The sequence below is a fragment of the Amycolatopsis sp. cg9 genome (assembly GCF_041346945.1).
Classification (GTDB): Bacteria; Actinomycetota; Actinomycetes; order Mycobacteriales; family Pseudonocardiaceae; genus Amycolatopsis.
Genome location: NZ_CP166850.1, coordinates 8493179 through 8506928, shown reverse-complemented (window position 1 = coordinate 8506928; position 13750 = coordinate 8493179). Strand labels below are relative to the sequence as shown.

Below are 13750 nucleotides of genomic sequence, written 5' to 3'. Positions count from 1 at the left end.
GAAACAGGGTTCTGACCCTGTTTCCCACTCACGAGCCGGTTAGCGGACCGTCGTCGTGCCGAGGAGCTCGTTGTCGGCGGGGCGGGCGTCGCCGGGGTAGGGGGCGTCGATGCTCGCCACCACCTTGAACGACGTCTTGCCCGCCGCGACGTCCGCCGCCGTGTACGTGTACGCGAACGGGAACACCGTCTTGCGGCCCGCCGCCGCCGGCACCCACTGCTCCGCCTTCCCGACCTGCTGGTAGTAGCCCTGGTCGGTCAGCCGGTACAGCGTGACCGTGACGGTCTCGGCGTAGCGGGTGTTCGAGACCGACACCTTGATCTGCTTGGTGTCGTCCACCCGCGCCTTGGCCGGCACGACGAAGTCCGACAGCGCGACGTCGTGCGTCTCGACCTTCAGCGTGCCGGCGGCGGTCCCGGTGCGGCCGTCGGCGGTCGCACCGGTCACCTCGACGCGGTACTCGCCGTCGGCGGCGTAGCGGTGCTTGATCGGCGCGCCGGTGATGGGGGCCGAACCGCCGTCGCCGAAGCGCACCTCACCGCTGACGAACTGCCGGTTCAGGCTGTCGCCCGTGTAGGGCGTCATGGTGACCTCGTCGTAGACCGTCGGGGTGTCCGGGTACGTGCTGACCCACGGCGAAAGGGGCGGTGCCACCTCGAGCTCGATGTTGTACAGCGACGCGGCGTCGACGTCGTCGGCGACGCGGATCTGGTACGTCTCCCCGGCGACGCCGGAGAACACGGCGGGGCGGCGGTCGCCGGAGGCCACGCAGTCCACTTCGGACAGTGCGTCCGGTGCCGTGCCGCGGTACACCGTGATGCCCGGGCCCCAGTCGTACATCGCCCGCACGCTCACCGGCCGGGTGCGGTCGGGGGTGAACCGGAACCACACGGACCGTTCGGCTGCCGGGTCGCAGCTCGGCTTGACTTCGCCGGGCTCGGCCGAGGCCACGGTCAGGTCGCCGGCGTATTGCCCGGGGACCGTGACCGCCGGGCCGGTGGCGAAGTCGTCGTTCGGCGCCGGCGGCACCGCGGCGAACCCGACGGTCAGGTCGCCCTGGTTGTACTGCTGGGCGAGCAGGACGTGGTAGGTCGTCCCGGCGGTGGCGTGGAACGTCGCCGAACCGGGGTTGCCCCACGCCGCGCAGGCGCCCGGCACCTGCGTCAGCGCACCGCGGTCACCGGTGTAGACCGCGACGAACGGTCGCGCGGAGGTGCTCGACGACGGTGTCACCCGGACGATCGCGTCCGCGGCGGCGGTGTAGTCGTACCAGACGTTCCAGGTGGTGTAGGTCCCGCACGGCGTCGGGTCGCCGGGCGCCGTCGTCGCCTCGCGGGCGTCCTGGGACGCCTGGAACGGCAGCGCGGTGACGGGCGTGGCGGAGCCGAAGTCGTCGTTGGACGGCGCCGCCGCGTGGGCGACGCCGGGGACCAGCAGCGCGGCCGTGCCGGCCACGAGGCTCGCGAGCAGTGCGCGAATGGATGGTTTCATGGTGTGTTCCCCCTGGTCAGACGGCGGCGATGCGCGTGGCGGGCGGCTTGACGGTGGTGGCGATCGAGATCGCCGCGTTGTCCGCCGTGAAGGCGTCCTCCACCGGGTACTGCAGCCGGGCCTCGGCGCGGAACGCGACCTTGCCGGCGAGAGCGTCCTCGGGGGCGAAGGTGTAGGAGAACGGGAACCGGACCTTCCCGGTGGCCCGCGCGGGCACCTGCAGCGTGAGCCGGCCGACCTCGGTCCAGGAGTCCGCGGACTGCTTGGACAGCACGACGGTGACCGTCTCGGCGTACCGCGTGTTGGTCACGTCCACCGAGACCGGCTTGCTTTCCCCCTGCCGAGCCGCGGTGGGGACGACGAACTTGGCGATCCCGACGTCGTGCGTGGTCACGGTGACCGGGGTGGCGATGGTCGCGGTGCGCCCGTCGGGCGAAGTCGCGTGGAGCGTGGCCGGGTAGACGCCGTCGGCCGCGTAGCGGTGATAAACGGTATCGGTGCCGACCGGGGCGGTCTTGCCGTCGCCGAAGTCCCACGTCCCGCCCAGCGGCCGGTCGATCGCCTTCCACGACGAAGCGGAGAAGCCGACGTTGTCGAACACGGACGCGGACGTCGGTGACACGTAGACGTACGGGTCCAGCGGCGGCGCCTCGGCCAGTTCCAGCTCGGTCGGCCCGTAGCTGCGGTGCGCCGCGGTGACGCGGACGGCGTAGCGGGTGCCGGCCGCCGCCCCGAACGCGACCGGGTCGAGGGAGTTCCGGTCGCACGCGACCTGCGTCAGCTCCGCCAGCGAGTTCCCGGAGTACACGGTGACGGCCGCGGCGGTCCCCTCGGCCCGGGCGGTGAGCGAGCGCGCCGCGTCCGCCGCCGGGAGGGAGTACCAGACCGACGGCTGGGCCTCGTCGTCCACGCAGGTCGACTCCGGCTCCCCGGCCTCGGCGGAGGCGAGCGAGAGGTCCGGCTGCCGCGTGAACGGCAGGGCGGTCACCGGCTCGGCGTCGGCGAAGGCGTCGTTGGCCGCCGGCGCGATCGCGTCGAGCGCGAACGACAGCGCGCCGCCCGGGGTTTCGATGCCGGAGACCTGGAAGGAGTAGGTCGTCCCGGCCGTGGCCCGGAAGGTGATGGTGGCGTCCGTCCCGTAGTCGCAGCCGTCGGCGACGGGCTGCAGGTGCCCGCGCGCCCCGGTGGTCGCGGACAGGACGGTGCGGTGGTCGCTGCCCGTCGTCGTGGCGCGCAGCAGGCCGTCCTGGGTCGCGGTGTACCGGAACCAGACGGTCCCGCTCGCGGCGTCCCCCTCGCACCAGGCCGGGTCGTCGGCCGCCTCGGTGGCGGCGCTGGTGTCCTCCTGCGCGGTGAACGGCAGCGCGGCGACGGCGGCCGGGCTGTCGAAGTCGTCGTTCGACGGCGCCGCCGCCGCGTGCGCGACCCCCGGCACCGCGGTGGCCAGCGCCGCGGCCAGCACGGCGACCACGGCCGACCGCCCTCTCGGGCGTGAAGAAAACAGCACGATTCGTTCCCCCTCGTGAACTACCCCGCCCCCATGACGAAGATCCCTGCCGGACGTATCGGCGCTGCGCCGTCCGATGTGACCGGGTCGGGGCGGAATTAGACCGGATGCCGCAACCGACGGGCACCGGCTGACAAAACCGGACAGCCGTCGAGGGGCCACGGGCACACTTTCGGGTGCGGTCGGGCAGCCGGCCCCGCACTTCAGCGCGTGGCCGGAAGGCCGTTGACACCTTCGTGCTTTGATGGACGTTCAAGAAGGTTTCACGGGGAGGTACGGCGCCATCAGCAATCCGTTGGTTGCGGAGACCAAGGACTCGACCAAGGCGTACTCGGGTATCTCGCTGCTGGAGTCGGCGAACGACCTGAAGTCGGCGATCGAATCGGGGGACTGGGCTTCGGTCGCGATGGGTGCGGTGGGCACCGCGCTGGACGCGTTGTCGATGGCCATGGATCCCTTCGGTGCCGTGCTGGCGGCCGGGGTGGGGTGGCTGATGGAACACGTCGGCCCGCTGAAGGAAGCGTTGAACGGTTTGACCGGCAACGCCGATGAGATCGCCGCGCAGGCCGAGACGTGGAAGAACGTCGCGACCGAGCTGGGCGGTGTCGGTGAGGACCTGGCCGGGATGGTGAAGGCCGACACCGCGTCCTGGTCCGGTCCTGCGGCTGACTCCTACCGTCAGCGGGCTCAGGACACGGTGACGTTGCTGGAGACGGCGCAGAAGGGGTGTGAAGGCGCTTCCAGTGGGGTGAAGACCGCCGGTGAGGTGGTGGCGGCGGTGCGGGCGCTGGTGCGGGACATCATCGCGGAGCTGATCGGGCATTTGATCAGCTGGGCGTTGCAGGTGGTGTTCACCCTGGGGATCGGGTTGACGTGGGTGGTGCCGCAGGTCATCGGGGCGGTCGCGAAGACGGCGTCGAAGATCGCCGACCTGGTGAAGCGGCTGGTGACGGCGTTGAAGGCGTTGGTGCCGCTGCTGAAGCGGGCCGGGGATTTGTTCGATGACGCGGCGAAGGCGTTGAAGAACGTCAAGCCGGGTAAGGCCGGTCCGCCGCCGAAGCACGGCGACATCAACGGCAGCCCGAAGGGGATCGACGGGCCGGGTGGCAAGGGTGGTGGGCCGGGCGGGCCGGGCGGCAAGGACGGGGACGGGACCCACACCTCCGGCGCCAAGGGCGATCCCGACGCTCCCCCGAAGTCCGATCCGCCGCCGGCGTCGAAGGGCCCCGACGACACCCCCAAGAGCCCGGAACCGCCGCCGCCCGGCACTCGCGGCGGTCCCGACGGGAACTCCACCACCCCGTCGGGCACGCCGAAGGGCAAGCCCAAGGACGGGCCGGACCCGGCGAAGACCAAGGAACCGGACGAAAAGGTCTGCGAGTTCGACCCGATCGACGTCGCGACCGGCGACGTGCTATTCACCGAGGTCGACCTTGTGGTGCCCGGCGCCCTCGGCGAGCTGATCACCCGCAACCACGTGTCGTCCTACCGGGACGGCCGCTGGTTCGGCCCGTCCTGGACGGCGCTGCCCGACGAACGGCTGACCCTCGACGCCGGCCTGGTGCGCTACCACTCGGCCGACGCGATGGTGCTGACCTTCCCGCTGCCCGCACCGGGCACCACCACGAGCTCCCAGCACGGGCCCCTGCGCCTGCTGCACGCCGACGGCGACGACTACGTGGTCACCGACCCCGGCCGCGGGCAGGCCCGGCGGTTCACGCCCGCCCGCGACGGCGAGCTGCTGCTGCGCGAAGTCCGGACCGAGGACGGCGAGTTCCTCGAACTCGATCGTGACCCCGCCGGCGCACCCCTGCTGCTGACCCATTCCGCGGGCGCGCGGATCGCGTTCGAGACCGCGGGCGGCCGGGTGCGGGCCGTGCGGGCCGTCTCGCCCGGCGGGGACGTGCCGGTCGCGCGCTACGACTACGACGCGCACGGGCACCTCGCCGTGCGCACGAACTCCACGCCCCGCCCCGCGCGCTACGACCACGACGCCGAGGGCAGGCTCACCGGCTGGACCGACCACAACGGCGCCTGGTACCGGTACGTCTACGACGACGCCGGCCGCTGCGTCCGGACCGTCGGCGACCAGGGCTACCTGGACGGGTCCCTCGCCTACGCCGAACGCCGCACCACGACCACCGACTCGCTCGGGCACCGGAAGGTCTTCGAGTTCGACGCGGCGGGCAACGTGGTGGCCGAGACCGACAAGCTCGGCGGCGTCACGCGCAGCGAATGGGGTCCGCACAACCTGCTGCTGGCCCGCACCGACCCGCTCGGGCGGCGCACGGAGTTCGAGCACGACGCCGCCGGGATCCTGCGCGCGGTGCTGCGCCCGGACGGCACGCGCGTGGTGCTGACCGAACGCACGGAAACGGCCCTCGAAATCGAGGTCACGGCCGCCGGGGGAGTGTTCCGCCGCCGCTACCCGGCCACGGCGCTGCCCGACCCCTACACCGATCCGCTCGGCGTGGCCGAAGACCAGGACGCCGAGCAGCCGCCGGCCGCCGAGCAGCCGTGGGCGCCCGGTGCCCCGGCCGAGCCCGATCTGTTCGGCCGGCCGCGCACGGTGCGCGACGGCGGTGGCCGGGCCGCGCTGACCTGGACGGTCGAGGGCGACCTGCGGGCCGTCGTGGCCGCCGACGGCGCCCGCCGGCTGTGGACCTACGACGGCGAGGGCGGGGAGACGTCGCACACCGACGCGCTCGGCCGCATCACCGTCACCGAGCGCGGGCCGTTCGGGCTGGTCACCGCCACGACCGACCCGGCGGGCGCGCGCACCACCCGCCGCTACGACACCGAGCTGCGGCTCCTCGCCGTGCACGACCCGGCCGGGCGGACCTGGGAATACACCTACGACGCCGAAGGCGGGCTGCTCGCGCAGTCCGACTTCGACGGCCGGGTCACCCGCTGCGCCTACGACGCCGCCGGGCAGCTGGTCCGGCTGGAGAACGCCGCCGGCGAAGTCGTCGAGTACCGCTACGACCCGCTCGGCAACCTGACCGAGCGCACCTCCGCCGCGGGCACCGAGACCTACCGCTACGACCCGGTCGGCCGGCTCGTGCACGCCGCGGGCCCGGGCGCGGCGGTCGAGCTGGCCCACGACGCCGAGGGCCGGGTCGTCCGGCAGACCACCGGCGGCCGCACCACGACCTTCGGCTACGACAGCGAAACCGCGACCCGGCGGCGCACCCCGTCCGGAGTGGACGTCCACTGGCGACGGACCGAGGACGGCGTCGACCTGCTGGACGTCGCCGGTGCCGGCCTGGCGCTGCAGCGCGACGACGCGGGCCGCACGGTGGCGGTCGCCGCCGGGCCGAACCCCTTGCTGCAACAGGAGTTCGACGCCGCGGGCCGGCTCGCCGCGCAGCGGACGCCCGCCGGGACGCGGCGCTACCACCGGCGTCCGGACGGCAGCGTCCTGGCGCGCGAGGACCCGGAAGGCGCGGTGCGCCACGAGTTCGACGCGACCGGCCGGATCACCGCCGTGCTCCGGCCCGGCACGGCCGAGCGCTACGCCTACGACGTCCTCGGCCACCTCGTGTCGTCGTCGCCGGGGACCGGACCCGAAGCCGGGCCGCGCCGCTACGCCGGCGGCGTGCTGGAGGCGGCCGGTGCGGTGCACTACGCCCACGACGCGCAGGGCCGGCTGGTGCGGCGGACCGTCGGGGACCTGACCTGGACGTTCGCCTGGGACGCGCAGGACCACCTGGTCGCGGTGCGCACCCCGGACGGCGCCGAGTGGCGCTACCACTACGACGCGCTGGACCGCCGGATCGCGAAGCAGCGCCTCGACGCGGCGGACGCGGTCGCCGAGCAGGTCGAGTTCACCTGGGACGGCAACGCCCTGGTCGAAGCCCGGCACACGCTGGGCGGCGCGCCGGTCGAGACCTGGACGTGGGTGCACCACCCCGACGACGGCCGTCCGGTGGCGCAGGCGGTCACCACTCCCGACGGCCGCACGCGGCTGGCCGCGCTGGTCACCGACGACATCGGCACGCCGGTGGAGCTCGTGGGCGTGGACGGCGTGGTCCGGGCCGTGCGCACGAGCCTGTGGGGCCTGTCCGGCGCGGGGGCGGCCGAGACCCCGCTGCGGTTCCCGGGCCAGTACCTGGACCGGGAAACCGGGCTGCACTACAACGTCTTCCGCTACTACGACCCGGCCAACGCGCGCTACATCTCGCCCGACCCGCTCGGCCTCGCGCCGGCGCCGAACCCGCTGACCTACGTCGGCGACCCGCTGATGGCGGCCGACCCGCTCGGCCTCACCGCCGGCGGCTTCGGCTCGGACCCGAACGACCAGCGCCGGTTCTCCGGCCGGTCGACCGCGGGCAAGTGCGCCAAGGCGGCCACCCAGGCGGCGGCGCCGTACCCGAAGACCAAGCCGAAGAAGGGCAGCGGGTCCGGCGGGACGTCGTCGAACCAGCCGGGCACGTCCGCCAAGCCGTGGGGCAGCAAGGACCCGGTCAGCGGCCGCACGACTTCGCAGGGCGGCGGCAGGTCGTCCGGGGACCAGGTCCTCGACGGGTCGCCGCGCCCCGGCGGCTCGAAGCCGCAGCCGGGCGAGCTCACCGACGTCAAGGAGCTGGAGAACACCAAGCACTCCAGCTACAGCCCGGAGCTGCAGAACGAGCTGAACAACGTCAACGGCTACAAGCCGGACGGCAAGAACCGCTGGATCCGCGGCCACCTGCAGAACGACAACCTCGGCGGGCCGGGCCTGTCGGACAACATGACGCCGCTGACGTCGACGGCGAACAAGAACATGTCCGGCAAGTTCGAGGGCCCGTTGAAGAACGCGAACGTCCGCCTCGAGCAGCTGAAGGCCAAGCCGCCGTCGGACGCCGACCTGGGCCGCGCGGGGTTCAGCCCGAGCCAGTACAACAAGGTCCGCGACGACATCCAGAACCTCAAGGTGGAGTACTCGGTCGAGACGAGCCCGAACGTGAAGTTCCCCAACTCGCCCAACGAGTTCGAACGGTCCATTCGCGACCACGTGGTGCTCAACGCGGAGTACAAGGGGCTGACCCCGGAGCTCCAGCAGTACATCCAGTTCGCCAAGGAGCCGAAGTTCCTCCCGCAGTTCCCGCCGAAGGGTACCAAGATGGACACCCTCACGGGCGCCTTCAGCTGACGCGCCGGCGGGCCCCTCGGCCGGGGCCCGCCGGTCACGGCCGGCGCGTGGTGAGGGAGAGGTCGAACTCCGAGGCGGAGTACCCGGCGTACCGGTCGGCGGGTCGCCGGGCGGCGGGCATCGCGCGCAGCTGTTCGTCGGTGTACCCGGTGAGATCGGGCTTTTCGACCTGGGCCTTGACGTAGAAGTACCGCAGCTTGCCCTGGTCGAGCTGGGCCTGCATCGCGCGCGCGTGGCCGGCCTCGGGTTCGCCGCGTTCGATCATCTTGGCGAGGACGTTCCGGACGTACTCGGGGTGCCCCTGCTGGTAGCCGCCGTTGGCGTTGTAGCCGGCCGACGGGCCCTTCGCCTCGACGATGACGTAGTTGCCGTCGGCGTCCTGGTAGACCCGGTCGAAGTGGTGGGCGCCCCGGTCGGGCACGTCCACCGGCTGCAGCGGCCGGCCGGCGAACTCCGGTCGCCCGAGCCCGTCGCCCACGGCGTGGTCGGCGGCCAGCTCGCCGAGCTTGTTGTTCCAGTGGTTGCTCTGCACGTCGTTGAACCCGGCCTGGTCGAACTCGTCGAGCGGGGTCTCGAAGCGGCTTTCGGGCAGCGGGGTGCCGCGGACGGAGTGGTTGGCTTCGTCCAAATAGGACCAGATGTGCGGCCGCCCGGCGGCGAGGATGTCGGCGTCCGCCAGCAGGTCCGGCGGCGCGGTGTCACGGCCCCCGGTCCGCCGGCTGCCTTCGAGGAACTCGGACCGGACGCTGGTGCTGTCGTTGGCGGGCTGGTGGATTTCGTAGTCGCCGTTTTCGTTCCGGCGCAGCACCGGCAGCTCGACACCTTCGTGCTCGGCGTTGGTCCGCCGGCGGCTGATGACCTGGTCGTCGCCCTCGATCTGCCGCCAGTACTTGCGGAGCAGCTCCTTGGCTTCGTCGTCGTGCTTGTTGAGCTTTTCGAGGAGTTCTTCGTGCACCTTCTTCTTGTGCGCGTCCTCACCCCGGGCCCGCGCGTCATCGGCATCGACGTCCCGGTCGTGGGTACCGGGCGCGAACCCTTCGTCGCCGGCGCGGTGGGTGGAGCCGTCGGGGTGGTGGGTGTTCCATTCGCCGTCGGGTGGGATGCGGGGTCGCATGCGGCCGTCGGGGCCGATTTCGTAGTCGGAGGAGAAGACGCGGCCGTGGGAGTCGGTCCAGGCGGGTTTGGTGGGGGCGAGGACTTCGGTGTCGAGTTCGCGGGAGAGGCGGTGGGCGAAGTCGTTGGAGGAGGCGTCGCACCCGATGAGCCGCACGGGGCGGCCGTCGTAGTCGGCGTTGCGGCGGAGGATGTCGGCGAATTGTTCGGGGGTGTAGAGGCGGTCGCCGATGCGGGCGTGTCCGTCGGGGGTGACGTGGACGTCGACGGTGTAGCGGCCGTCGGGGTCGGGGTGGACGCGGTGGGGGAGGTCGCCCATGTCGGGGTCGCCGGCGTGGTAGGAGCTGCCGGAGGGGGTGTGTTCGGCGTGGCGGGTGTTGACTTCGTCGGGGGTGAGGGGGTCGTTGTGGTGGGGGGTGCCGGTGTCGGGGTTGTGCGGGCGGGTGTCGGGTGCGTGGCCGCCGGGGCGGGTGTCGGGGGTGTGGGTGCCGGGTCCGTAGCCGCGGGCGGCGGGTGCGGGTGTGTCGGGTGTGCGGGGGCGGCTGGCGGGCAGGTCGCTGCCGGTGCGGGGCCGGGTGGGTGCGTCGGGGGTGTGGGCGCCGGTCCAGCCCCCGCCGCTGGTGCGTGGGGTGCCGCCGCTACCGCTGAGCCCGCCGCCGCCGGTGACAGGTGCGCCGCCGGTCATGGGCGCGCCGCCCTGAGGCGGGAGGTTGGCGCCGTCGCTGCCGCGCGGGGCGGGGACGGGGTCGGTGGTGCGTGGTGTGGTGGGGGCGGTGCCACTGGCGGAGGTGGTGCCGTCGGCGCGGGCAGCCGGTGCGGCGCTGCTGGGGGTGTCGGTGCCGGTGTGGGAGCCGGGCCCGTCCGGCGAGCCCGAGCGTGCAGGCGACGGGCTGCTGTCGCTCGCCCGCGACGGTGTGCTGTCCCCGGCGTGGGTGGGTGTGCCATCGCTGCCGCGGGCCGGCGAAGGGTCGCTCGCCCGCGAGGGTGTGCTGTCCCCGGCGTGCGAGGGTGTGCTGTCACTGCCGCGGGTCGGCGACGGGCTGCTGTCGCTCGCCCGCGACGGTGTGCTGTCCCCGGCGTGGGTGGGTGTGCCATCGCTGCCGCGGGCCGGCGAAGGGTCGCTCGCCCGCGAGGGTGTGCTGTCCCCGGCGTGCGAGGGTGTGCTGTCACTGCCGCGGGTCGGCGACGGGCTGCTGTCGCTCGCCCGCGACGGGGTGTTGTCCCCGGCATGCGAGGGTGTGCTGTCACTGCCGCGGGTCGGCGAGGGGCTGCTGTCCCCGGCGTGGGAAGGCGTGCCGCCGCTGCCGCGGGTGGGCGAGGGATCGTTGTCGCCCGCCCGGGAGGGGGTGTTGTCCCCGGCGTGGGTCGGGGTGCTGTCGCTGCCCCGGGTGGGTGACGGGCTGGAATCGCCCGCGTGCGACGGCGACCGACTTGGCGACGCACCATCCCCGGCATGCGAGGGACTGGAGTCCCCGCTGCGAGACGGCGTGCTGTCACCGGAGCGGGCCGTCGAGGGGCTGCTGTCGGGCTCACCGTAGGCCGAGGGCGAATCGTCCCCCGCATGCGAAGGTGACCCGTCCTGGCTTGAGCCGCGGCGGGAGCCCGGATCCGGCGTGGAGTCGGTGTTCATCGGGTCCGAACTCGGCGAATCCCCGTCCGGATGACCGGACGAGCCGTCCCCGTCGCCGGACGAGCCGTCTCCGTCCCCGGAGTGCGAGCCCTCGCCACCGTCGGCGCCGTCCTCGCCGTGGGCGCGGGCGTGGACCCCGCCACCCTCCCCCTTGGGGATCTTGCGGACGAACCCGCCCTCCTTGACCTTCAACCCGTCCAGGCCGGAGACCTTGCCCAGTACCTTCCCGAACACCTTCGCGATCTTCTCGAAGACGTCGACCAGCTTCGACAGCAGCGGCGACACTTTCCGGATCGTGTCGGTCAGCTTCTTGAGCAGCTCCCCGATCTTCTTGCCCCACTTGGCGATCGCCGCCGAGGCCTGCGCGACCACGACCGGGGTGCCGAAGCCGAGGGAGAAGACCTCCTCCATCACCCACGCGATCAGCTTGCCGACCAGGTCGGCGATCAGCTGCCGCACGGTTTCCCGGACGAACGACACGACCTGGCCCATGATCATCGTGACCGTGCTGATCGCCCCGGCCACCGTCGCCGCGCCCGACAGCGCCTCCGAATGCTCGGCGGCGAACTTGCGGTAGGCGTCCGCGCCGGCGCCGGTCCAGCCGGTGGTGCCGTTTTTGACCGCGTTGTCGAAGTCGGTTTTGCGTTCGCCGAGGGCTTTGGAGACGTTGCTCCAGGTGTCGGCGTAGGACTGGATGACCGGGGGGTTGCCGGCGACGGAGTCGAGCATGTCCTTGAGCGGCTGGATGTGTTCCATCAGGAACGAGGCGACCGAGGACATCAGGTAGCCGAACGGGTCGATCGCCGCGCCGGCGATTTCGCCGGCCAGGGAGAGCATGCCGAGGCCGCCGGAGACCCAGTCGCCGTCTTTGATGCCGTTGAAGGCGTCCATCGAGGATTCGGCGATGCCGATGCCGCCGGCCCAGCCGTAGTCGCCGTTGCCGGCGGTGAACGCGCCCGGGCCGTCCGGGTCCTGCTTCGACTCCGCGACGAGCGGATTCCCCTCCGGCATCAGCGCACCCCCTTGACCGCTTCATACTGACGGGCTTCGGAAGGCCCTGGTTCCGGGCGGCCGCGAATTGCGCCGATCGGTCCAGGGGATACCGGCGGTCAGGCCAGGACGCAGTGCGTGCCGCCGTAGATCGTGGGCATGCAGCGGTTGCAGTGGACGCACAGCGAGCGGGTGCTCGCGTCCGCGCGCATCCGGTCGACCAGACCGGGTTCCCGCAGCAGGGCGCGGGCCATGGCCACGAAGGCGAAGCCCTCCGCCATCGCCCGGTTCATGGTCTCCACCGTCGTGATGCCGCCGAGCAGGATCAGCGGCAGGCGCAGCGCCGCGCGGAACTGGCGGGCGCGGTCGAGCAGGTAGGCCTCGCGGAACGGGTACTCGCGCAGGAAGAACCGGCCGCCGAGGCGCAGGCCGAGGCGGGCCGGCTGCGGGAACCGGGCCGCGAACTCCCGCACCGGCGCGTCCCCGGTGAACAGGTACATCGGGTTGAGCAGCGAACTGCCCGCGGTGAGCTCCAGCGCGTCCACACTGCCGTCGGCTTCCAGCCACCGCGCGACTTCGATGCTTTCGTCCAGCCAGAAGCCGCCGGGCACGCCGTCGTCCATGTTCAGCTTGGCGGTGATCGCGATCCGGTCGCCGACCGCGTCGCGCACCGCGCGGGCGACCGCGCGCGCCAGGCGGGCCCGGTGGGCGAGGCTGCCGCCGAAGCCGTCGGTGCGGTGGTTGAGCCGGGGGCTGAGGAACGCGCTGACGAGATAATTGTGTCCGAAGTGGACTTCCACGGCGTCGAACCCGGCTTCCGCGGCCGTGCGGGCCGCGCTCGCGTGCGCTTCGACGATGCGGTCCAGGTCCGCGGCGGTGGCGGCCCGCGTCGGGCGCATCCCCAGCGGGCTGAACCGGCGGGTCGGGGACAGCGCCGGCAGCCGGTTCGACGCCGCGTTCGCCACCGGCCCGGCGTGCCCGATCTGGGCACAGGCCGCCGCGCCCTCGGCGTGGACCGCGGCGGTGAAGCGGCGCAGCCCGGGCACGGCTTCCGGGCGCATCCAGATCTGGTGACGGTCCGTCCGACCCTCCGGCGACACCGCGCAGTACGCCAGCGTCGTCATCCCGACGCCGCCGCGCGCGGGCCGGCGGTGGTACTCGATCAGCTCGTCGGTGACGAGCCCGTCCGGCGTCCGGCCCTCGAAGGTGGCGGCCTTGATCACCCGGTTGCGCAGCTCGACCGGGCCGAGCCGGGCCGGGGCGAACACGTCGGGCGGCGTCACGGCGCGTCCAGTCCGGCCGTGACGAACGAACGCACCGCGTCGAGCGGCAGCCGCGGCTCGGGTGGCGCGGGCGCGGCCGGGTGGCCGAACACCTGGAGCAGCAGCTGGAAGGCCAGGACCCAGCGCGTGGTCGCCTGCTCGGCGGTCAGGTCCGGCCGGGCGGCGCGCAGCAGGCCGACCCACGGGTCCAGGCTGAACCAGGGGGAGTGCCAGTGCATCCGCTGCCCCGAGAGCAGCACCCGGGCGAGCAGGTGCAGCCGGAGGCGGCCGACCGGGTCGGCGGCCAGCCCGGCCAGCGGAGCCACGACGGCGTCGGCCAGGTCCGCCGCGGCCGGTACCCGGCCCTGGCTCCGCCGCCGCTCGAGGTCGTCGAGCAGGTCGCGCCACACGGGGGCCAGCCGGTCCTCCAGCATCGCCGCGACCAGCGCGTCCTTCGAACCGAAGTGGTAGTGCACGGCGGCCGGGTTGAGCCCCGCCGCCGTGCAGATCGCCCGGACGGACACGCGGTCGTAGTCGCCGGCCAGCAGCAGCCGTTCCGCGGCGGCCAGCAGCCGGTCCGGCGTCGAGTCCACGGTCGTCTTCTCCGCCACCCGACGAGTAGA

The 13750-nt window shown here is 73.0% G+C and carries 6 protein-coding genes; 1 reads left to right on the top strand and 5 read right to left on the bottom strand.

The features are described from left to right. Nucleotides 1-39 precede the first annotated feature (39 nt). Entirely contained in the window at nt 40-1491 is a 1452-nt protein-coding gene (locus tag AB5J73_RS39215) for a hypothetical protein (protein WP_370963904.1), read from the bottom strand. A 16-nt stretch (nt 1492-1507) separates the two neighbouring features. Beyond that, nucleotides 1508-2962, bottom strand: coding sequence for a PKD domain-containing protein (locus tag AB5J73_RS39210; RefSeq protein ID WP_370963903.1), 1455 nt, complete (start codon nt 2960-2962; stop codon nt 1508-1510). Nucleotides 2963-3293: 331 nt separating this feature from the next. On the opposite strand from AB5J73_RS39210, the gene AB5J73_RS39205 reads away from it, so the two are divergent. After that, nucleotides 3294-8132, top strand: a complete 4839-nt coding sequence (locus AB5J73_RS39205; protein ID WP_370963902.1) for an RHS repeat-associated core domain-containing protein — start codon at nt 3294-3296, stop codon at nt 8130-8132. Between the two features lie 34 nt (nt 8133-8166). On the opposite strand, the gene AB5J73_RS39200 is transcribed toward AB5J73_RS39205, so the two are convergent. The 3 genes from AB5J73_RS39200 to AB5J73_RS39190 all read right to left on the bottom strand — a co-directional run bounded on the left by AB5J73_RS39200 (nt 8167) and on the right by AB5J73_RS39190 (nt 13738). After that, on the bottom strand, nt 8167-11886 hold the full coding sequence (locus AB5J73_RS39200) for a hypothetical protein (RefSeq protein WP_370963901.1): 3720 nt from the start codon (nt 11884-11886) through the stop codon (nt 8167-8169). A gap of 98 nt (nt 11887-11984) precedes the next feature. Next, entirely contained in the window at nt 11985-13148 is a 1164-nt protein-coding gene (locus tag AB5J73_RS39195; RefSeq protein WP_370963900.1) for an NADH:flavin oxidoreductase, read from the bottom strand. Then, on the bottom strand, nt 13145-13738 hold the full coding sequence (locus AB5J73_RS39190; protein ID WP_370963899.1) for a TetR/AcrR family transcriptional regulator: 594 nt from the start codon (nt 13736-13738) through the stop codon (nt 13145-13147). The genes AB5J73_RS39195 and AB5J73_RS39190 overlap by 4 nt, the downstream gene beginning before the upstream one ends. Nucleotides 13739-13750: the final 12 nt, after the last annotated feature.